The 20,384-nt window shown below is 56.7% G+C and carries 17 protein-coding genes; 11 read left to right on the forward strand and 6 right to left on the reverse strand.

What is annotated here, in order from left to right; all coding sequences use genetic code 11:
* From V7650_RS09490 to V7650_RS09500, 3 genes are all read right to left on the reverse strand, one after another.
* Positions 1-208: transposase (locus V7650_RS09490; RefSeq protein WP_335656001.1), on the reverse strand; the 208-nt coding region annotated here is incomplete at its 3' end.
* A 989-nt stretch (positions 209-1,197) separates the two neighbouring features.
* Positions 1,198-1,854, reverse strand: coding sequence for a hypothetical protein (locus tag V7650_RS09495; RefSeq protein ID WP_335656002.1), 657 nt, complete (start codon positions 1,852-1,854; stop codon positions 1,198-1,200).
* Entirely contained in the window at positions 1,854-2,147 is a 294-nt protein-coding gene (locus V7650_RS09500; RefSeq protein WP_335656003.1) for a hypothetical protein, read from the reverse strand. Before V7650_RS09500 ends, V7650_RS09495 begins: the two co-directional genes overlap by 1 nt.
* A gap of 262 nt (positions 2,148-2,409) precedes the next feature.
* Between V7650_RS09500 and V7650_RS09505 the strand changes: the two genes are divergently transcribed.
* Positions 2,410-2,802 carry a hypothetical protein gene (locus V7650_RS09505; RefSeq protein ID WP_335656004.1) on the forward strand — a complete coding sequence of 131 codons (393 nt, stop codon included), beginning with the start codon at positions 2,410-2,412 and terminating at the stop codon, positions 2,800-2,802.
* An 85-nt stretch (positions 2,803-2,887) separates the two neighbouring features.
* Here the strand turns inward: V7650_RS09505 and V7650_RS09510 are convergent, their stop codons facing one another.
* Complete coding sequence (locus tag V7650_RS09510; protein WP_335656005.1) at positions 2,888-3,556, reverse strand: winged helix-turn-helix domain-containing protein; 669 nt, start codon at positions 3,554-3,556, stop codon at positions 2,888-2,890.
* A 45-nt stretch (positions 3,557-3,601) separates the two neighbouring features.
* Between V7650_RS09510 and V7650_RS09515 the strand changes: the two genes are divergently transcribed.
* Together V7650_RS09515 and V7650_RS09520 are read left to right on the forward strand one after the other, a co-directional pair.
* The gene (locus V7650_RS09515; RefSeq protein WP_335656006.1) at positions 3,602-3,976 is read left to right on the forward strand and encodes a hypothetical protein; all 375 of its coding nucleotides are present in this window, start codon (positions 3,602-3,604) and stop codon (positions 3,974-3,976) included.
* Between the two features lie 132 nt (positions 3,977-4,108).
* On the forward strand, positions 4,109-4,462 hold the full coding sequence (locus V7650_RS09520; protein WP_335656007.1) for a hypothetical protein: 354 nt from the start codon (positions 4,109-4,111) through the stop codon (positions 4,460-4,462).
* 701 nt (positions 4,463-5,163) lie between these two features.
* On the opposite strand, the gene V7650_RS18215 is transcribed toward V7650_RS09520, so the two are convergent.
* Positions 5,164-5,532, reverse strand: coding sequence for a transposase (locus V7650_RS18215; protein WP_442955281.1), 369 nt, complete (start codon positions 5,530-5,532; stop codon positions 5,164-5,166).
* 174 nt (positions 5,533-5,706) lie between these two features.
* Between V7650_RS18215 and V7650_RS09530 the strand changes: the two genes are divergently transcribed.
* From V7650_RS09530 to V7650_RS09565, 8 genes are all read left to right on the forward strand, one after another.
* Positions 5,707-6,981, forward strand: coding sequence for an APC family permease (locus V7650_RS09530; protein ID WP_335656009.1), 1,275 nt, complete (start codon positions 5,707-5,709; stop codon positions 6,979-6,981).
* A 289-nt stretch (positions 6,982-7,270) separates the two neighbouring features.
* Positions 7,271-8,863 carry a serine hydrolase gene (locus V7650_RS09535; protein WP_335656010.1) on the forward strand — a complete coding sequence of 531 codons (1,593 nt, stop codon included), beginning with the start codon at positions 7,271-7,273 and terminating at the stop codon, positions 8,861-8,863.
* A gap of 36 nt (positions 8,864-8,899) precedes the next feature.
* On the forward strand, positions 8,900-9,907 hold the full coding sequence (locus V7650_RS09540) for a dipeptide epimerase (protein WP_335656011.1): 1,008 nt from the start codon (positions 8,900-8,902) through the stop codon (positions 9,905-9,907).
* 110 nt (positions 9,908-10,017) lie between these two features.
* Positions 10,018-11,160, forward strand: a complete 1,143-nt coding sequence (locus V7650_RS09545; RefSeq protein WP_335656012.1) for a dipeptidase — start codon at positions 10,018-10,020, stop codon at positions 11,158-11,160.
* Between the two features lie 38 nt (positions 11,161-11,198).
* Positions 11,199-12,248: a DUF1611 domain-containing protein gene (locus V7650_RS09550; protein WP_335656013.1), complete on the forward strand. Its 1,050-nt coding sequence runs from the start codon at positions 11,199-11,201 to the stop codon at positions 12,246-12,248.
* Positions 12,248-13,387, forward strand: a complete 1,140-nt coding sequence (locus V7650_RS09555) for a YkvI family membrane protein (RefSeq protein ID WP_335656014.1) — start codon at positions 12,248-12,250, stop codon at positions 13,385-13,387. Before V7650_RS09550 ends, V7650_RS09555 begins: the two co-directional genes overlap by 1 nt.
* Before the next feature lie 95 nt (positions 13,388-13,482).
* Positions 13,483-15,417, forward strand: a complete 1,935-nt coding sequence (locus tag V7650_RS09560; protein ID WP_335656015.1) for a CocE/NonD family hydrolase — start codon at positions 13,483-13,485, stop codon at positions 15,415-15,417.
* A 28-nt stretch (positions 15,418-15,445) separates the two neighbouring features.
* Positions 15,446-17,344, forward strand: coding sequence for a CocE/NonD family hydrolase (locus tag V7650_RS09565; RefSeq protein ID WP_335656016.1), 1,899 nt, complete (start codon positions 15,446-15,448; stop codon positions 17,342-17,344).
* Positions 17,345-17,465: 121 nt separating this feature from the next.
* Here V7650_RS09565 and V7650_RS09570 read toward each other — a convergent pair whose 3' ends face one another.
* Positions 17,466-20,198, reverse strand: a complete 2,733-nt coding sequence (locus tag V7650_RS09570) for a TonB-dependent receptor plug domain-containing protein (RefSeq protein ID WP_335656017.1) — start codon at positions 20,196-20,198, stop codon at positions 17,466-17,468.
* Positions 20,199-20,384: the final 186 nt, after the last annotated feature.

Consider the following 20,384-nt stretch of genomic DNA (forward strand, 5'->3'; position numbering starts at 1 on the left):
TGCCAGCCTCCATAAAATCCTTCGACCATTTGTAATATACGCCCTGCGCGATACCTTCCTTGCGACACAGCTCAGCGATACTGTCATCGCCGCGCAGGCCTTCCAGCACGATCCTGATCTTCTCTTCCGCGCTATACTGTTTGCGGGTCGCTCTGCGGATATCTTTGACCACCGCTTGCGCGGGGGCTTTTGAGTGTTTTGGTTTCATTTCCGTTCCTTACAGTCACTGCAATGAAACCAAAACACTCACTTATTTCATGCAGCCAGTCTGTCTATTGAATGCTGACGGGGGACAGTTAGAAGCTTCAAGAACCTCCGATCTCGTTGAGCAGGTTTTACGTTGAATAAAAACCCGAGGTCTTTGAGAAATTTTCTCGGTGCGGGTTGCTTGTCTTTGGTCATTTAATGCACTACTCTCTGATTTCTTTAGTCAGTATTATATTGAACAAATTTCTGCTAATTTCAATATGTTACTTACAATTCACCGTCTAGCGGTAAAAGTCATAGATCTTCGCCAGAGGCCGTTCCCGTGATTTGAGCATGGATATAATCACGGCGGGTAGCGGTTATCAGGTCGTAATTGAAGCAAAGTTAGGGTGTGGACTTAAGCAATCCGGCAGAACCTTTACTCGCAAGCTCACCGATGCCGGAACCACTGTTTTTGGAAATGATGGGACATTCACCGGGTGAAGTAACTTTCCTGATCAGATCCGTTGTCGATGCGTCCAAACGGCGAGGCGTGCCACTTTCGAGTATTTGCGTCGGTCAAATCTTGGGTTCGAACGCGAAACGCGCGATGGGGCCTGGGCCGCTCCACTATCAGGGCGTTCCGGTTGATCTGGTCGACGGCCTTGATCGGGGGATCGAATTTTACCGGTTTCCTGGAGATCACCCGACAGGATAGTCGAATGCCTGATTGATCTTCACCACGAGCAGCTTACTGAAAATCCCGCTGGCTTTGAACTCCACGGAGTCATTGGCCTCCGAAGATCAGTATCAGGGACTGATCGGCGTTGGGGTATTTCGCGCCCCATTCCTCGTACCGGATTTGCTGCTCTATCTCACCCCAATCGACCCACTCGCCATCATCCGGACCCAACATAATCGCCTCCTGTAATCAGGAAAAGACAACACAATATCGATGAATCATTAGTCAGGAGAAGGTCATTGCAACAAATCCTGACAGCCAAAGCTCCGTTACTTCGCAAACGGATCAATCTTTGCGTTACGATATGCTTCTTGTGAGCAGCGAACCAAGGCTGGTAGAGATTTGGATGTGCCGTTTAGCGACAGTGTTTCAAGTACCTGATTATCGTACCTTATGACTACATGCGATGCTGGCATCAATTGACGCCCAAAGTCCTCATCAAAATTAGACTTTAGTTCAAGCCCTCCTCGACTGCCTTGAACAGCTAATGTTTCATTGTCAGTCCATGTTATGTCACCGACAATGTAACTTAACGAATATTTTTTATCTTTCTCTAATGACTGCCACTTTTTGTTGCTTAAGAAAGAAAAATATTCGCTCTTCTTAGAATCAAAGGCCAAGGTAAATCTAGTACCTCCAATGTAATCCGCAAATGCCTCGCAGGTGTGTTCTTCTGGTAGCGCCTTAATGATCCAGCTCTGCGACTGCTTGGCCGCAAAGGGTGGCATCTGTGGCGGCAGAGGTTGTGCATACGTTTTCTTTTTCGGTGAGGAACGCTTGCGAGCCATCTCCCTGTCCACTTCATCTGCATATCTGCGAACCTGGCAGGAGGTGTCGCAATATTCTTTTGTTACGACAACAGGCGAGGAAAGCCTGATAAAGTCTGCTCCACTACCCAACATTAGTGCCAATGCGCTTACGATCATCAATATCCACCTTTGACAATATATTGCAGGGCATTGGCGCTAGTTTTTTCTTCCAGCACAACAAACTTTGGATCCTCGTTACCCAATGAAGCCATTAAACGCTCACCGAAGTTGGTCGGAACTGCAACTTTAGCCCAAGCTGCTCCGCACAGCTTTTTAAGGGTATAAATGCTGGCTTTGATCTTTTGAATTAATTTCTTGGCTTCGGCCAATTCTGGTGGATTTAGTACGTGATTTTCTTTTCTCATAGAATATTCCAAGCAATAACGTGGTTTTTCAATTGCAAACGTCATTTCCACCGCACTTCAAAAGTTCACTTGATATCTGGCGTTTCTTCATTGCTGTCAATACCAGCGATACAATGTATCAGATTTTCGGAATCTAGCACTTGCCTGCTCGGCTACGTGCGGAGGCAAATTGTGCCCCAATCCATTCTATAACTTCGCGCAAATAGCGGTATCTTATATGGAGAAGCTAAGTTGCCATCTCCTTCCACCAACCTAGGCCTCCGGATCAATTTCCTGGGGCCTTTTTCATGCCTGAAAGGAATTCGCTATGATCTCACTTCGCACCGCAGCGGCGGTCAAAAGCACCATCGAACTGCTCGCCGACAACCAGCTGCGATCCCTGCTGACCGAGCGGTTCGACCAACTGACCAACACCTGGGAAGGCATCGACCTGAGCGACCTGACGCACTTCCTCATCATCCAGCCTGGAGACACGACGGCGGATGCGGAACACGAACGCGGGTGGTCACTGCTGGTCAATCCTGTGGATGGTGCACGCTTCGGCGATCCCGCTTTCACCCCTTCCTGGGAATGGATCGAGGATCACGGCGGCTGGTTTGAAGCCGTGTTCATAATGAGCGATGATGGTTTCGGCATCACGTTGTTTGTCCAGGATCATCCCGAGACCGACGCCGAGCTACTGGACCTGTGCCGCAGCTGACGAACCCCCAACAAGCACCAATCGCAGCGCCCTCCAGGGCGCTTTTTTTTGCCCAATCAAAAGGAAATCAACATGGATAAACCAATCATCGCGACACTGGCCCTGCCTGCACATATATTCTGTCGAGGCCCAGGCGGTCTTCGTCAATCACCCCATCGATCCCGCTGTCTCCGCTTCTTCCCAGACGCAGAGCCGCTTTTTCGTGTGAACCACCGTAACCCATGCCAACTAGGAGATCGACGATCACTCGCTCGAAGAATGTTGGAGTGTTTTCGCGTATCCGTTCCAAGATTTCGGCGCGCAATATTTTGTTCAGTACGGCTTGAGCGGCATCGACCTGCTCTTCCGGCGTAACGTCGGCATCGGCAGCGGCTTTTGCGGCCGGTTTTTCATTCGTGGAAGCGGCACTACCACTGGACTGATAGAACTCCAGAAACTCAGGAATCCTTTTCAACGTTTCATTGTCTATGCGCGTTGGAGAACTGGCCAAAAGCTTATGGCCTGCTTCACTCGCAACAAAGAAACCACGCTTGGGCGTATCAATCAGGCCAGCCTTGCTCATGTAGAACTTGGCCCAGTGGATCCTGTTGTGAAGCAAGCGCTGTTTCCCGCTCGGGAGCATCTCGTCGCGCTCCTCTTGCGCTAATCCAAGGCCATCTGCGATTTTCTCGGCGGCGATCGGGACCTTGGTTTCGCCCTCCGCAGACAACTGCAGAACAGGAAGCATCAGAGATTGATAGTCTGGAATGGCCATGGCGTTTGCTAACACCAAAACCGCAAGGCTGACAATGGTTTACGGGTGAAACGTATCGTTGACACCCCACTGGCTCTAACTTACGCCTACCTCATGGCGCGATTGGACGAAATTGCGGAAGGAGTTTCGAGTGTACTCGCAAGCTCACCGATGCCGGAACCCCTTTTCTTGGAAATGTTGGGACATTCACCGGGTGAAGTAACTTTCCTGATCAGATCCGTTGTCGATGCGTGCGAGCGGCGAGGCGTGCCGCTTTCGAAAATTTGCGTCGGTCAAACCTTGGGTTCGAACGCGAAACGTGCGCTGGGACCTGAGCCGCTCCACTATCAGGGCGTTCCGGTTGATCTGGTCGACGGCCTTGATCGGGGGATCGAATTTTACCGGTTTCCTGTGAGCGACGTCAGTCTGCTGAACCTCTAATCACGATTTCCGCCATCTACCCATCTCTTCGATTAGTTCACCAGCCTCATGGCTTTGGCGGCCAAATTTGTTCTTATGGCGCCAATTTTTTTTTCAGTTAGATAGGGGGTTTGTCACGTCAGGAGTAATCATATGAAAAGAGTCTTTTGCGGAATAGTATTAGCCTGCCTTGCTACTGCGGCACAAGCAGACAGAATTGGCGAAAATCGCGCAAAAAAGCCGGAGTTCACTGCGGAGGTATCTTTGAATTTGTTCGACGTCGAGCGCTGTGTGATCGAGAATAACAATATTGGAAAGCCGTGGGTCTATCGGCAACCTGATCGGCCTGAAGAGGTCATGCTTGCTTGGGAAAGTAGGGAATTCGGTAATACAACCGTGCTGGAGATGAAGGGTCTTCAACAGATAAAGTTACGCTTTTGGGGCAAGAACAAGATTTGGGACACGGTTCTTGAATGCATTGGTCGAGATAAAGGTGACAGGGGATAGATGGCGGGCATTGTTCGTTGCCGCCTTTGGCCTTGGGCAGATCTTTCCTGGAGATCATCCGGCAGGACAGCTCGAAATCCTGATTGATCTTCACCACCAGTAGCTTGCTGAAATTGCCGCTGGCTTTGACCTCCACTTGGTCATTGGCCTTGAAGGACGTTATGGTCTTGACCTCGACAAAGTCCTCACCCAGCCGTCCATCGGAGCCCTGCGCATATCCCGGCTGGTCCCTGATCAGTTTTTTTCTGCTGGCCGTTGTGGCCGTCGGCGTTGTGGCAGGAAAAATGGGAGAGCCGAAACCTTAAGTTGGTGGAGGGAGGGGGAGCTGTCCGTTCCGGCCGGATGAAGTCAGCAGAGTTGGTCAATCTTGATGCCCCCTCCCTCCCCCGGCAACCAGACCTTACAATGCGAACACCATATACCGTAGCAATCAATCCGATTTGACGGACGGAAAACTATCTCGCCGGTCAACAGGCACCTCACTCTCATTAAAGCACGATAACCTTACAAGCCTCTGATATTACATATGATACGCGGTTTCATCAAACTCAACTGGAATGATCGGACGCGACTGGCGAACCTTATAGCCAATCTGTGCGACACCTATAGCGTCGAATTTGTAGACCAATTTATCCCACATAGGACTGGCCGTGATCCTGACGTTCATGTTTTTCATGAAACGAAAAACGGTAAACTTACTCTCATCGAAGACGCCAACTCGTAATGAGATTCCGGCCGGGGTGTCGTGCTCCGGCTGGAGCATAATCGACCGCCGATCCAGCGACAGGACGGGTGACCGACACTGCCTCCCAGACCCCAGCTTCGCTCCACCGCCTGAACCGCCGATAGATCGTGTTCCAATTGCCGTACTTGGGCGGAACATCGCGCCAGGGCGTGCCGCAGCGAAGCCGCCAGAGTATGCCGTTGATAATCGAATGGTTCTCTTCTGGCCGTCGTCCACGCCCTCGGTTTGCCGCATCGATCGGCAACAAACCCTTCAAAACACGCCAGTCCGCTTCGCTCAGATCACCCCGGCTCAAGCCCGCCTCCAAAAGGAAGCCTTGAATCAATCGCCGAGTCTCGCGTCAACCAATTTGTCGACGCCGCCTAGAGCCGTTCTTCGAAGCTCAATATCCAAATATCGGCAACCTTGCACGGCGCGTATCGATGATGCATACCCGCCAGAACAGCTGCCGGGGGGACAGACAATTTCATACGATGAGAAACCACCGCGCGTGGTCGGCATGGGCGGAGCCATCCTGACCAGCCTCAACGGGGTCGTCGGTTCAGGCATTTTCGCTCTTCCCGCACTGCTCTTTGCAGCGGCCGGGAGTTTCTCGCCCATCGCAATCTTGCTGTTCGCCTGCCTTTACGGGACCATGCTGGCCGTCACTGCCAAACTTTCGACCGTCTTTCGGCAATCGGGCGGGGCGCAGCTTTATGCGCAGCACGCCTTTGGTCCCGCGGTAGGCTTTCAGGTGGGCTGGTTTGCGGTCGCAGGCAGCATGGCGGGCGCGTCAGCCAGCCTGCATGTGATGGTGTCGTATCTGGCGGCAGTGTTCCCGGTATTTGACGATCCTGTCATTCGCCTTGCGACGATGACGTTTGCCGCAGTCACCTTTTTCGCGATCAGCGCCAGCGGCACGGTGCGGGCGATTGAGGCGATCGCCGTGGGCACCGTCCTCAAACTGACGCCAATCCTGATCCTGATCGCTGTCGGCCTAACGCAGAACGGCATCCCCACCGACATCACGCTCCCAACGTTCAGCGCGTTCGAGTCCGTTGCGCTCCTGCTCGCGTTCGCCTTTTCGGGGTGCGACATGGCGGTGAACGCCGCCGGTGAGGCAACGAACCCGCGCAAAACGTTGATGCGCGCGCTGTTCGCCAATCTGGCGATGGTCGCAGCGTTCTACGCGCTCGTCCAGCTGGTATATTCGGCCTCTGCCCCCGATGCCTCGCAGGCGGACATTCCGCTCGCAGCGATGGGGACCAGTTTGCTCGGACCAACCGGCGCATTGTTGGTCAGTGTCGCAGCGATCTTCTCCACCGCGACCCTCGGCCTCAACCTGTTTTTCCTAGCACCGCGCATCTTGTTCGGGATGGGGCGGCGCGGACTTTTACCACATGTCTTCGCCTATGTGTCGCCCCGCTTCAAATCGCCGGTTGTTGCTATCGGCTTCTTTGGAGCGTTCGTCGCCGCTCTTGCTCTGTCCGGTACTTTTGAGCTGCTCGCGGAGCTGCTTGTTAGTGTCGAACAGCTCGCCTTTCTCATGACGATTGGGTCGCTCATCGTCATGTGGCGGCGCAATGATGCAGGCTTGCGTGAGACGATGGGCTTTCGCTGGGCCATCATAATACCGGTCGCGACCGGCTACGTCGTGTGGTTGCTTTTGCAGCTTGATGCGAACTCCGTATTTTACACCGGAATTATGATTGTTGTGGGCACGGCGCTTTATCTCGCCTCGAAAGTCGGCGCGGTGCAGCAGGACGGGATCGATCTGCCCGAGGGCAGGGCCTAGGCTCAAATTTGTCCACGCCGCCTAGCAGCGGTATTTGATCTGAAGCCCGTTCGCACCAGATCGCATCGCGCACCACCCCGGTTCCTATTTCTCCGACCCGATGGTGTCGATCTTCCCTGCCCCAGTGTATCGCAACAGCGCCTCATTTTGCAGCACAGGCAAGGTATACCGCACAAAAATAGCAATTTTCTGATTTGGAATAATTCTCATTCTGGGCTACAAATTATTCAATTAAGTTCTGAGTGCCGCTTTTTCATTCTGAAAGAGGCCGCTATAGGGGGTTGAGACCATGAGCAATGATTACCGGCTGTTGAAATATGTCGTGGCATTCGTATTCTCCTTGCCGCTTTCTGTCTCCGTCCTCGCACAACCACCCGAAAATTTTGACGCGCGGATGGAGGTGGTTCGCCAGAAGGCCGGCGTCCCCGGCATGGCCATCGCGATTGTCGAGCAGGGCGAAGCCACGCTGGTCAAGGGTTACGGAACTCGCAAGCTGGGCGGTACAAAGCCGGTTGATGAGGCGACCATCTTCCCAACCGGTTCGACCGGCAAGGCTGTCACGGTCGCGGGGCTCGCCCTGCTTGTGGACCAGGGAAAAATTGGCTGGGACGACAAGGTGATCGACCATCTGCCGTGGTTCCGGATGTATGATCCTTATGTCACGCGGGAGATGACGGTCCGCGACCTGCTGGTCCATCGCAGCGGCCTGGGGCTGGGCGCGGGCGACCTTCTGTTCGTGCCGCGCACCAACCTGACGCGAAAGGAATCGGTCCGGCGCCTCGCCCATATCAAGCCGGCCACAAGCTTTCGCTACGGCTATGCCTATGACAACATCCTTTACATGGTCGCCGGCCAGCTGATCGAGGAGGTCACCGGCCAGACATGGGAAGAATATACCGCCGAGCATATATTCGCGAAGGCAGGCATGCGCGACAGCACCGCCGCGAGCGAACCGCGCTTTTCTGCTGACAACCGGGCCTTTCCGCATGCGAGGCTTGATGGCGGCCTGCGCGGTGCCGGCAATCAGGAGATGCTGGACGAGCGCGACGAACTGGGCCGGACAGCGGCGCCGGCTGGCGGTCTGGCCGTCAGCGCCCGCGACATGGCGACATGGCTGAAAATTCAGCTGGCTCATGGCAAGATGCCCAATGGCGATCGCCTGTTCAGCGAACAGGCATCAAAGGAAATGTGGACACCGGTGGTGCTGATGCCGATTCGGGATCCCGCCCCCGAACTGGCCGCGACCAAGCCCAATTTCAGCACCTATGCGCTTGGCTGGGATGTCAGTGACTATCGCGGCGTGAAGATCATATCCCACGGCGGGGCGGTATTCGGGTTCCAGACCATTGTCGCGATGATACCCGGCCAGGATGTCGGCTTTGCGATCATGATCAATTCGGAGGACGGGCAGGTTCTGCTCGGTATGATGTATGAGTTGCTCGATCACTATCTCGGCGCGCCGAAGGCGGACTGGCCGGAAAAATGGTCCGCCCTGCGACGGGACCGCGTCGAAAAGGGGCTTGCTATGCTGCAGTCTGCGCAAGCAAAACCCGCCAAAGTCGGGCCGTCTCTGGCGCTCGATGCCTATGTCGGAGAATATGTCGACCCGTGGTATGGCAAGATCATTGTCGGCCGCGACAAGCAGGGCCTGACCATTGATTTTACGTCAACGCCGCGCATGAACGGACGGCTCGAACATCATCAGTATGACAGTTTCGTCACCCGCCTCACCGACAAGACGATCGAGCCGGCGGCGGTAACATTCTCGCTCGATGCCGACGGTGCGGTGGAGCGCGTGACGATGAAGGCGGTCTCACCCATTGCCGACTTCAGCTACGATTATCATGACCTGCTGTTCGAGCCCGTTGCAGCAGACAAATAACCGACTGACCGGCCTTCCCCACAGAAAGACTATCTGATGACTGGACAACTGACCCTTGATGTCTCCACCGAGACATTTCCGTTTCGTGAGCCGTTTCGCATTTCGGGGCACCTGTTTACCGAGACCGAGGTGGTATTGGTAAGCTTGTCAGACGGCACCCATGTCGGTCGCGGCGAAGCGGCCGGCGCCTATTATCTGGGGGACGATACGGAAAAGATGCTCGCCGAAATCGAACGGGTCAGGCAAGCAATCGAAGCCGGAGCCACCCGCTCGGAATTGCAGCTCCTGCTGCCCCATGGTGGTGCCCGCAATGCGCTGGACTGCGCCTGGTGGGAGCTCGAGGCCAAGGCCAGCGGAACGGCGGTCTGGGAGATCGCCGGGCTTGCGGCCGAGCCGCAGCCCCTGCTCACAACCATCACGCTGGGCGCGCAGGAGCCGGCCGTCATGGCAGAGAAAGCGGCCGCGCTCACCGATTTCAGGGCGCTGAAACTAAAGCTGACCGGCGAGGCGGAAACTGACTTTGCCCGGGTCGCCGAAGTGCGCGCCGTGCGCCCGGATTGCTGGATCGGCGTCGATGCCAACCAGGGCTACGGGATCGACGGCCTTGCAGCGCTGGTGGAGGTGCTGCTCGAGAATGGTGTGCAATTGCTGGAGCAACCCTTGGCCCGTGGGCGGGAAAGCGACCTTGACGGCTTTGAACGGCGCATGCCCTTTGCCGCGGACGAGAGCGCGTTGTCGCTGGAAGATGTGGACGCCATGGTCGGGCGCTTTGACGTCATCAATATCAAGCTCGACAAATGTGGCGGACTTACCGAGGGGCTGGCCATTGCCCGGCGTGCCAAGCAGCTTGGGCTCGGTGTCATGGTCGGCAACATGATGGGGAGCAGCCTGTCCATGGCCCCGTCCTTCATTGTCGGGCAATTGTGCGATGTGGTCGATCTCGACGGCCCGACCTTTCTGCGCGCGGACCGCAGCCCAGCTGTGGAATATGCCGATGGCAATATCTGGTGCCCCGCCGGATTGTGGGGATTGCACGGCAGTTGAATCATGGACGTAATGTGGTTCCGCACCTGCAATATTCCAGAAACTCGTTGACATTTCTCTAAATAGATAATTAATGTCCTGTCTAGGATAGGACATTCAGGGGAAATCAGATGGGCAAACAGACTCGAGTTACCCGGCGATCATTTGTGGCAGGCGCCGGCGGCGCAGCTCTGGCATTTCCCATGGTCAGTTTTGGCTATTACAGCCTGAGCGCTGCCAGCTCCCGCACATATTCCAAGCATGCGATGGACATCGTCGGCGAAACCCTGGTCATTGACATGCTGGCGCCGCTCCACATGGATTTTTCCCCCGATGCCAACACGAAACCGCCGAGCGCGCAGGCGATCGCCGACTACAAGGCCAGCGGTATAACCGGCTTTCACAATGCCTTCGGGCTGGGCGGGCCCGATGCCTACACACATGCCCTTAGTTATTTTGCCAACTGGCAGGGCTATGCGGGCCGGAGCCCGGATGTCTTTGCATTGATCGGCACGATGGCGCAGCTCGAGCATGCCAAGGCGACCGGCCGGATCGGCGTCATCATGGGTGTGCAAAATGCCGACCATTTCCGGACAGCAGAAGACGTCAAAACCTTCTACGATCTCGGACAGCGATGTTCGCAGCTCACCTATAACAGCCAGAACAGGCTGGGCTCGGGCAGCACGGAGCGTGTGGACGGTGGCGTCAGCGACTTTGGGGTCAGCATCATCAAGGCCATGAGCGAGGTCGGCATGCTGGTCGACGTATCTCACAGCGGCGATCAGACCACGCTCGACGCGGTCAATCTGTCTCCGGTCCCGATCGCGTTCACGCACAGCAATTGCCGGGCCATTTCCGGCCATGTCCGCAGCAAGACCGACGAGGCGATCAAGGCGCTGGGCGACAAGGGCGGAGTGATGGGAATTGCCGGCGTCCGCCAGTTTGTCAGCAAGACCGATCCGACCAATATCACCCATATCGCCGACCATATCGATCATGTCGTCAAGCTGACGGCGATCGAGCATGTCGGTATCGGGTCGGACTCCGATCTTTACGGCTATGATGACATGAAGCCCAAGCAGAACAAGATGCTTCGCGCCGCCTACAAGGGCAGCTATGCCTTCCGCGACAAGATTGACGTCGATGGCTTCGACCATCCGCTCAAGATGTTCGATCTCGCCGAGGAGCTGCTCCGGCGCAACTATTCTGCACAGAATATCAAGGCCGTGCTCGGCGGCAATTTCCAGCGCCTGCTGCGCGATACATGGAAGTGATCCACGCCGGTATCGGCTTTTTCTAGGAACCCAATATCATGAATGCCCCCTCGCCGTTCGCGGACCATATTCTGCCGGTGCTGCCGCAGCCATATCTCGTGTTTCTCGGGGACACGACAGAACCCGGCTACGCCAAGACCGCCTTTGGCCTTCGCGACTGGGCCCGGGACATGTGTGTCGGCGAATATGCATGCTCCCCGGATGCGGTCAGCGCCGGCCTTCGAGCAATGACTCCGGCAGAGGCGAAAGCTGCCGGCGCACGGTCGATGGTCATCGGCGTCGCCAACCCCGGCGGGGTCATTCCCGAAAGCTGGACAGCCGCGCTGGTCGAAGCGCTGGATTCCGGTCTGAGCATCATCAGCGGCTTGCACATGCGTCTGAAGGATTCGCCTGTGCTGCGTGAGGCGGCAGCCCGATCAGGGCAAAAACTGATTGATGTACGCGTCCCTCCCAGGAACATTCCAGTGGGTACCGGTCGCAAGCGCAGCGGGAAACGGTTGCTGGCTGTCGGAACCGACTGCGCGCTCGGGAAAAAATATGCAACATTGGCCATTGCACAGGCGTTCAAAGAACGCGGTATCAATTGCGATTTTCGTGCTACGGGTCAGACCGGTATCATGATTTCGGGCGGGGGCATGCCGATGGACGCGGTCATTTCTGATTTCGAAGCGGGGGCGGCGGAGATGCTCAGCCCGGACGCGACCGACGACCACTGGGATGTGATCGAGGGTCAGGGCTCGCTTTATCATCCCGCCTATGCCGCCGTATCGCTCGGGCTTTTGCACGGTAGCCAGCCCGATGTATTTGTCGTCTGCCATCAGCCGGGGCGAAAGACCATTCTTGGACTGCCCGACTTTCCGCTGCCAACGATCGAGGAAGTGATTGCGCTTACCATCATGCTCGGCAAACGCACAAATCCGGATATACGCTGTGGCGGTATCGCCTTCAACACATCGGATCTATCCGCCGAACAGGCCGAGGAACTGATGGCCAGGGAAAGCGAACGGCTTGGCCTTCCGGTCGCCGATCCGATCCGCAAGGGCCCGGCTTTTGAAGCCCTGGTTGCCTCCTGCCTGGGTGACGAGTGATGGACGCCGGGGCAGAAGGCACAAAGGCAAGCTTTTTCCAGCGCTTTCTGCTTCCCGGCTTCGCATTCAAGGGCTTTGTCATCGGCGGCGGCTATGCCACCGGGCGCGAGCTGGCGGAATTTTTTCTGGTCAGCGGCCCGTGGGGCGGTCTCGCGGGCATGGTGCTGGCGATGGCCCTGTGGAGCCTGATCTGCGCCGCGACCTTCGCTTTTGCCCAGGCCTTTCAGGCTTTTGACTATCGCAGTTTCTTCGCCGCCCTGCTCGGGCGCGGATGGGTTGTGTTCGAAATCGCCTATGTGCTCTTCATCATTCTGGTCGTCGCCGTTTTCGGCGCCGCCGCGGGTGAAATTGGCGCGGCGATGTTCGATATACCGGTAGTCGCCGGCTCGATCGCGCTGGCGCTCGCGATCATTGCCGCCACCGCGCTCGGCAACGCGTCGGTGGAGCGGCTTTTCAAGTTCGCGACCCCGTTTATCTATCTTGTCTATGTCATTTTCATGGTTCTCGCCTTCACCAGTTTTGGCGAACGGATCGCCGGTCATTTCGCGGTCGCCGGTTCCGGAGACGGCTGGGCACTCGGCGGACTGACCTATGCCAGCTATAATGTCGTCGGTGCGGTCGTCATTCTGCCACTACTCCGCCATCTCACCAGCCGCCGCGACGCGGTAATCGCCGGACTGGTTGCGGGGCCGCTGGCGATGTGGCCAGCGATCATGTTCTTCATCTGCATGATCGCCTTTTTTCCCGGCATCGAGACCGAGACCCTCCCATCCAATGTCATGCTCGAAAGGCTGAACAGTCCGCTGTTCCAGCTCGCCTTTCAACTGATGATTTTCACCGCGCTTCTGGAAAGCGGTGTCGGTGCCATTCACTCGATCAACGAACGCATCGACCATGTGCTGGTGGCGCGGCGTGATGCCGGGCTTGGCACCGGTGCCCGCATCGGTATCGCGGCGCTGATCCTCGTGGGTTGCATTTTCGTGGCGGACCGCTTTGGCCTGATCGCGCTCATTGCCAGCGGCTATACCGCGCTCGCCTATATATTCATCACCGTCTACATTCTGCCGCTGATGACGCTGGGCATCGTGAAGCTCTATCGTGCGCAGCGCCTGTCCTCATCCTCGGTAGCCGCCGATTGACGGCATGGGTCCAAGGCGGCGGCGGATGGCGATGCGGATGCACGAACCGAATGATACAAAGGTAGAGATATTCAAACAGGCAACGGAGAGGTAAAATGAATTTTCTGAGACATCGGCTGGCGGGAAATCCATTCTTCCGGCTTGTCGCAACGGTCGCCGCCGCTCTCGCCTTGTCTTTCGCTTCCCTCGCGCCGCTTCTCGCGGCCAGTGCGGCAGCACCTGCGACCGAACAGGCGGCACCAGCCACGTTTGCCAGCGAGGATTACGCCGGCGAGGATGTGATGATCCCGATGCGTGACGGGGTTCGGCTGCACGCCCAGATATGGCGCCCTGCCCCTTCAGACGCCGAACTTCCGATCATCATGATGCGCTCCCCCTATGGCTTCAGCAAAGAGAGAATTGCCGATGCACTGCAGCAGGGCGGTTCGTACGGCTATCTGGCAGCAGATGGCTATATTTTCGTCTTCCAGGATATCCGTGGCCGTTTCAGTTCGGAAGGGGAATATGTCACGCTGCGCCCGCGCAAGAGCACGGCCGGCGGCATCGACGAATCCACCGACACCTATGACTCGATCGACTGGCTGGTCAGAAACCTTCCGGAGAACAACGGCAAGGCTGCGGTCATGGGGGTTTCCTATGGCGGCTGGACCGCGGCCATGGCGACCATCGATCCGCATCCGGCGCTGAAGGCGGTCTCGTCGCAGGCATCACCCGAGGACATGTTTATCGGCGACGACTTTGCGCACAATGGCGCGTTTCGGCTGGACTACGCCTGGTCCTGGGTGACCGCGCTTGAATCCGATGGCAAGACGATGAAGCCCTTTCAGTTCGGCAGCGAGGATGGCTATGATTGGTATCTGCGGCAAAGCGATCTTGCCACGCTGGACGAACAGCATCTGGGCCGCAAGGTGCCGAGCTGGCAGAATTTTGTCGAGCACAAGGATTATGACGATTACTGGAAGCGATCGCGCCCTTCGCACATGATGCCGGCAAAGGTCGCGGTGCCCAATCTGATCGTCGCGGGGTGGTATGACCAGGAAGATTTCTACGGCCCGCTGGAAATCTACAAGAATCAGGAAAAGGGTGACGAGGACGGGCTGAACTACCTGGTCGTCGGGCCTTGGAACCATGGCGGCTGGAGGGGAGAGGGCGCAAGCTACGGCCCGTTCGAACTGGGGTCAGCGACCGGCACCTATTTCCGTTCAGAGGTGGAACTGCCGTGGTTCCAATATTGGCTGAAAGGTGAGGGGACGCTCGACCAGCCGGAGGCGTTGGTCTTCGAGACCGGCAGCAACCAGTGGCAGAGGCTCGCCTCCTGGCCGATCAGGGAAAAGGCCGTCTCGCGCAATCTCTATCTCAGGTCGGGAGGGAAATTGTCCTTTGAACCGCCACAGGCGGGCGAGGCACCCGCAGCCACCTTTGTTTCCGACCCGGCGAACCCGGTCCCCTATCGCGAGCGCTCCGATATCAAGCCGTTCATGACCAAGGGCTCGACCTGGTCGACCTGGCTTGCGGATGACCAGTCTTCCTTTGCCAGTCGCAACGACGTGCTGTTCTGGGAGAGCGATCCGCTGCCTGCCGACGTCACCATTTCCGGCGACGTGGCGGCAAAGCTGTTCGCCAGCACGACCGGCAACGACGCGGACTGGGTGGTCAAACTGCTCGATGTATATCCCGCCGACGAGCAGACCCCGGCCGAACTGCGCGGACGGCAAAGGATGATCGCCAATGACGTGTTCCGGGGCCGTTATTACAAGAGTTACGAAAATCCAGAGCCCCTGGAACCAGGAGCAGTGCTTGGCTATGACATCGACCTGCACTATGCCTCGCATGTGTTCAAGAAAGGTCACAGGATCGCAGTGCAGGTGCAGAGCAGTTGGTTCCCGCTCATCAACCGCAACCCGCAAACATGGGTGCCCAATATCCTGCAGGCAAAGGCGGCAGACTATAAGGTGCAGACGCACAGCATCTATCATACACCTGACAATGCTTCTGCGATCTCTGTCACGGTGGCGGAAAGCGCGAACTAATCGGTTCGAGGAAGAGGATAGCCTTCGGATGAAAAAGACAATTCTACTGGCAGCTGCGCTGTGCACGACCCCGGCTGCGATTGCATTTTCCGCTCCTGTCGCCGCGCAGGACTATTCCAAATATAGCGACGAGGCCCTGAAATCCGAGCTGGCGGACATTGCCGACGAAACGCTGGCGGTGCTGGTACCCATGCGCGACGGGATCGGCCTTTCGACCAACATCTATACACCGAAAAAGGGGAAGGGGCCGTTTCCAGTCATTCTCTGGAAAACACCCTATAGCGAACATGATATCAAGGGCGGAACGCTGCGCTACGCCATCAAGGCGGTTCAGCGGGGCTTTGTGTTCGTGGTGCAGAACGAGCGGGGCCGCTATTTTTCCGAAGGTGAGTTTGAAATTCTCGGCAAGCCGCAGAGCGATGGCTATGACACGTTGAGCTGGCTCGCCGCACAGGAATTTTCCAACGGGAATATCGGCACTCTCGGATGCTCGTCCTCGGCAGAATGGCAGCTGGCGCTCGCTGGCATGGACCATCCGGCGCACAAGGCGATGGTGCCGATGTCGGCCGGGGCCGGGATCGGGAAAGTCGGCAGATTCCAGGAGCAGGGCAACTGGTACACGGGAGGGGTCCCGCGCAGCCTGTTCATTCCGTGGTTGTATAATGTCGATAACCCGCTTCGCGCGCAGATCCCGTCCGGCCTTGACCAGCCTACGCGGGCACGGATCGCAGCCTATAACAGCCTTGCCGCAGCCAAGCCGAAAGTGGAATGGAAAGATCAGATAAGGCATCTTCCGCCTGCCGACATAATGTCGGATCTGGGCGAGCCGGAAGGCACGTTCGACACGCTGATCGCCCGCACGCCCGGCGACCCCGCCTGGCGCGAGGGCGGCCTGTATCACGAGGACATGGGATGGGGAGTGCCCAGCCTGTGGTTCAACTCCTGGTATGACGTGTCAATCGGTCCCAACATGGAATTGTTCAACCATGCCCGCGCCGCGGGGAAGGACAAGGAAACACGTGACAATCAATATGCGGTTATCGCGCCGGTCGTGCACTGCGCCTACAGCAAGCTCGGGCGCGACACGGTGGTTGGGGATCGCGACATGGGCGACACCAGTTTTGATGTGGACGGTGCAATATTCGGCTGGTTCGACCGCTGGCTCAAGGGCGACCGCAAGGCATTCCCGGCCAGCACCCCGCACGTGCAATATTTCAACATGGGAGAAAACCGCTGGAAGTCGGCTCCGCAATGGCCTCCGGCGACCGCCATCACGGTCCGCTTCTATCTGCGCAGCGACGGCAATGCGAACAGCCTTTATGGCGACGGCAAGCTGAGCACGGCCATGCCACCGGCAGACGAGCCCGGCGATCAATATCATTATGACCCCCTGAATCCGGTCCAGACCATTGGCGGCGGCGACTGCTGCAATGGCGGAATCGTGATCCCCGGCGCCGCCGACCAACGCGTCATCGAAGCGCGAAACGATGTGCTGGTTTATACCAGCGATCCTCTGGAGGCACCTCTGGACGTTACCGGTTTCGTTGATGCCGTGCTCAACATATCCTCGAGCGCAAAAGATACGGATTTTGCCGTAAAACTGGTCGATGTCGCACCGGATGGAACCGCCTGGATCATCGGCGACACCATTCAGCGCGCCCGCTATCGGGATGGATATGACGAAGAAAAACTGATGAATCCGGATCAGGTCTACACGATCCGGCCAACACCGATGACCACCAGCATACGCTTTGGCAAGGGCCATCGCATCCGCGTCGAGGTAACCTCCTCCAACTTTCCCAAATTCGTCCGCAACCTCAACGGCGGGGGCAATGTTGCGACAGAAAGCAAGGCAACGGTGGCGAAGAATGAAATTCACCATGATGCGGAAAATCCATCCTATATCGATCTGCCCGTGGTCGAATAGACGGAAGCGCGTCGATTGCGGGCCTGCGGAGGCAAGTAAGGGGCTGCATCAGACGGGAAGCAAACAACAAAAAGGCGGCCAGTTTTCACTGACCGCCTTTTTCTGATTTATAAGGGATAAATCAGAACTTCGCCTTGGCACCAACGGAAAAATAGGTGCCAACCACATCATAATGCGGGTTGCCCTGGGGCGACAACGGCGGCTTGTTGTCGAACAGATTGTTCACATTGCCCGAAAGCGTGAACCGGTCGTTGACCTTGAACCGGACTCCCAGGTCGACGTATGTTTCTGCATCGGTCTTGTTGTTGACCAGATTGGTGAGCAGATGGTCATAGAGGCCGCCGTCAACATAGCGGACGCGAACATCTGCGCCGAATTCGTCGTTGTCGTAACCCGCGCTCAAGGTCCCGCGCCATTGCGGAACGCCATTTGTGGTTCCGGATCCCACGTCTCCGGCCGTATCGGTTCGGTTCAGCCCGGTATCGAAAACAAAGTTGTCCACGTAGGAAGCAATCGCCCGAATTCTCAGGGACCCGTCAAATAGTGGCCGGACATAGGCGGCTTCAAAATCAATTCCGCTCGTCTCGAAGCGGGCAATATTCTGGAAGTTTGCCAAAACTTGCGTAACCGTGCCGGTGCCGTCACGCGTGATGCGCGAGCATGCGTCAGCGCTTCCCTGCTTACACGCCAAAGTCAGGTTGGAGCCGCTCAAGGTCGCAATTGCGCCATCAATGCTGATATCATAATAATCGACAGAGAACCGCAAGCCCGGCAGGAAGGATGGCGAAATCGATCCACCGAAGGTCAGCGTGCTGCTTATTTCGGGTTTCAGATCTGGATTGCCCCCCGTGAATGTGGTGACCAGCGTCGGGTTGGAATTATAGGCGGGATTGGCTGCGGCACGGCCATCGGTATCCTGATCAACCAGAGGTCTGACATTGATCGATCTAAGGGAGAAGAGTTCGTTGACGGACGCGGACCGTATATCGCGCGAGCGGGTTACCCGTAACAGCACGTCGTTGAACAGACGAGCCGTACCACCGGCCTTCCATGACCAGATGCCGCCGCTGGTGCTGTAGTCGGAATAGCGCGCCGCGCCGTTGAAATCGAGAGCGAACTTGTCCTCGAAATCGAGCAACGGCACTACAACTTCGGCAAAGCCTTCCTTGACATTGAACCCGCCAGACAGGTCCGAGGTAAATACCGGAATACCAAAACCGCCAGCCACTGTTTCGGGTGTCCGTGTTCCAACCAGCTCTTCCCATCGTGCTTCGACACCCAAGGCAAGAGTGATCGGGCCAGCCCAGAGCGAGAACAAATCTCCCTGAATTTCGGCACCCATGGAATCGAGCTTGCTGGTCGAGAAGGAACGCTGCGTACCTGTCACATAATCGAGGGAGGCTGCGGAAGCATTATTCTGACCGAACGGGTTCAGCGGCGCGCAGGCAGGATCATCATTTGCCGTTGGTACGTCCGCATTGATGGCGCAGACAATGGATCCGCCGCTGAGGACGGCATTGACGGCATTGTTGAAGTTGCCGGCCAGGCGCGCGTTCCGCAATGACTGATCGCTGTCGACTTCGCCATGGCTGTAATGGGCGCTATATTTGAACCCGTTGCCAAAGGTGCCATCGATGCCGATCGCGCCTTCCTTGTTCTCGCGGACCCCGTCAAATCGCAGCATCAACAGGTCGTCGAACAATCGATAATAGCTGAAGCTGGTTTCGCCGGCAGCGGCCAGTTGGCTCTGGATTCCCGCTGACAGAAAGGCATTGTTTGCCTGGATGGTCAGCGGTGGAACCAGGAAGTCCGGCAGGAAGTCATAGTCGGATTCGGACCGGCCATAGGTACCATCGATCCAGATTTTGGCATTGCCGATCTCATAGCTTGCTCGGGCATATACGCTGAGGCGCTCAAGCGGGGTCGAGACAATGATATGGTCGTAAAGCCCGACCGCATCAGTTCCGCCAACACCCTGTGCATTCGGGCCATCAAACGGGCGGAGCGATCCATCAAGGTTGAAGGTCTGTCCGGCAAATATTCCTGACGTGATCAGCCCGCCACCGCCACTGATACCAAAAGGCAGAGTGTTGACATCTCGGACCAGTTGCTGCCCCCCGGCCACCGGAATAAAATTGGCGCTGCCAAGATTTTCGCGCGAGTTGCGGTCGAGAACGCCTTTGTCCTTCACATATTCGGCGCCAATCATGACATGGCCGGCGCCATCGGAAAAGGACGTTCCGTAGCTTCCCTCGAAGCCGTAGCGCGCGCCGTCTCCACGCGAGGACAATCCGTAGTCCGCGCCAAGCGACAGACCTTCAAGCTCGTCGTTGAGAATGATATTTACAACGCCGGCCACCGCGCCCGAACCCCAGGCAGCAGAAGCGCCGCCAGTTACAACCTCGACGCGGGAAATCAAGCTAACCGGAACGAAGTTGAGATTGTTGTCGCCAACAAACCGTCTTCCGTTCACGAGTGTGAGGGTACGGTTGGTCCCCAGCCCGCGCAGATCCGCAGGGGCGGTCCCGCTGCTGGTATTTCCTACCGAAACCGTTGGCGTTACCGTGGCGCGGAACTGCGGCTGATCGTTCAGAATCTGCTGGATATTCACTCGGTCGCCCTGAAGGAGATCCTCTCCACCGATGACCGTCGTCGGGGTAGGCTGATCAAATCCCGCTCTTTCAATACGCGAACCGGTAACGACGATGGGTTCTGCTGAATTGGTCGCGGTCTTTTCCGAGTCTGCATCGGTTTGGGCCTGAACTGCGGGTGCGCTCAAGAGGCCGATTGCCGCTGCGCTTATATAGCCGCCTTGAAAGATTGCGTTGCGTGTTTTCATCAGGCTACCGGTCATTGCTTACTCCCTTGGAATTGAAGAATTATTGACCGGATTAAATTTAATTTTTCTTATCAGGACAATATTCTCTTTTTTCCTGATTTGCACAGCTTGGATGATTGCGCAATATAAAATATGGGATATCTAATTTTTACAAGGGATTAGCGCATTTTCGAATCCACTTCCGCTAGGAGCACCCGGCCA

Origin of the sequence: Parasphingorhabdus sp., from assembly GCF_036964565.1 — a bacterium.
Lineage (GTDB): Bacteria > Pseudomonadota > Alphaproteobacteria > Sphingomonadales > Sphingomonadaceae > Parasphingorhabdus.

Bases quoted from the DNA above. Each gene is read 5' to 3' on its own strand.
- V7650_RS09495 (WP_335656002.1), bottom strand. From the start codon at position 1,854: ATGATCGTAAGCGCATTGGCACTAATGTTGGGTAGTGGAGCAGACTTT.
- V7650_RS09500 (WP_335656003.1), bottom strand. From the start codon at position 2,147: ATGACGTTTGCAATTGAAAAACCACGTTATTGCTTGGAATATTCTATG.
- V7650_RS09505 (WP_335656004.1), top strand. From the start codon at position 2,410: ATGATCTCACTTCGCACCGCAGCGGCGGTCAAAAGCACCATCGAACTG.
- V7650_RS09510 (WP_335656005.1), bottom strand. From the start codon at position 3,556: ATGGCCATTCCAGACTATCAATCTCTGATGCTTCCTGTTCTGCAGTTG.
- V7650_RS09520 (WP_335656007.1), top strand. From the start codon at position 4,109: ATGAAAAGAGTCTTTTGCGGAATAGTATTAGCCTGCCTTGCTACTGCG.
- V7650_RS09530 (WP_335656009.1), top strand. From the start codon at position 5,707: ATGGGCGGAGCCATCCTGACCAGCCTCAACGGGGTCGTCGGTTCAGGC.
- V7650_RS09535 (WP_335656010.1), top strand. From the start codon at position 7,271: ATGAGCAATGATTACCGGCTGTTGAAATATGTCGTGGCATTCGTATTC.
- V7650_RS09540 (WP_335656011.1), top strand. From the start codon at position 8,900: ATGACTGGACAACTGACCCTTGATGTCTCCACCGAGACATTTCCGTTT.
- V7650_RS09545 (WP_335656012.1), top strand. From the start codon at position 10,018: ATGGGCAAACAGACTCGAGTTACCCGGCGATCATTTGTGGCAGGCGCC.
- V7650_RS09550 (WP_335656013.1), top strand. From the start codon at position 11,199: ATGAATGCCCCCTCGCCGTTCGCGGACCATATTCTGCCGGTGCTGCCG.
- V7650_RS09555 (WP_335656014.1), top strand. From the start codon at position 12,248: ATGGACGCCGGGGCAGAAGGCACAAAGGCAAGCTTTTTCCAGCGCTTT.
- V7650_RS09560 (WP_335656015.1), top strand. From the start codon at position 13,483: ATGAATTTTCTGAGACATCGGCTGGCGGGAAATCCATTCTTCCGGCTT.
- V7650_RS09565 (WP_335656016.1), top strand. From the start codon at position 15,446: ATGAAAAAGACAATTCTACTGGCAGCTGCGCTGTGCACGACCCCGGCT.
- V7650_RS09570 (WP_335656017.1), bottom strand. From the start codon at position 20,198: ATGACCGGTAGCCTGATGAAAACACGCAACGCAATCTTTCAAGGCGGC.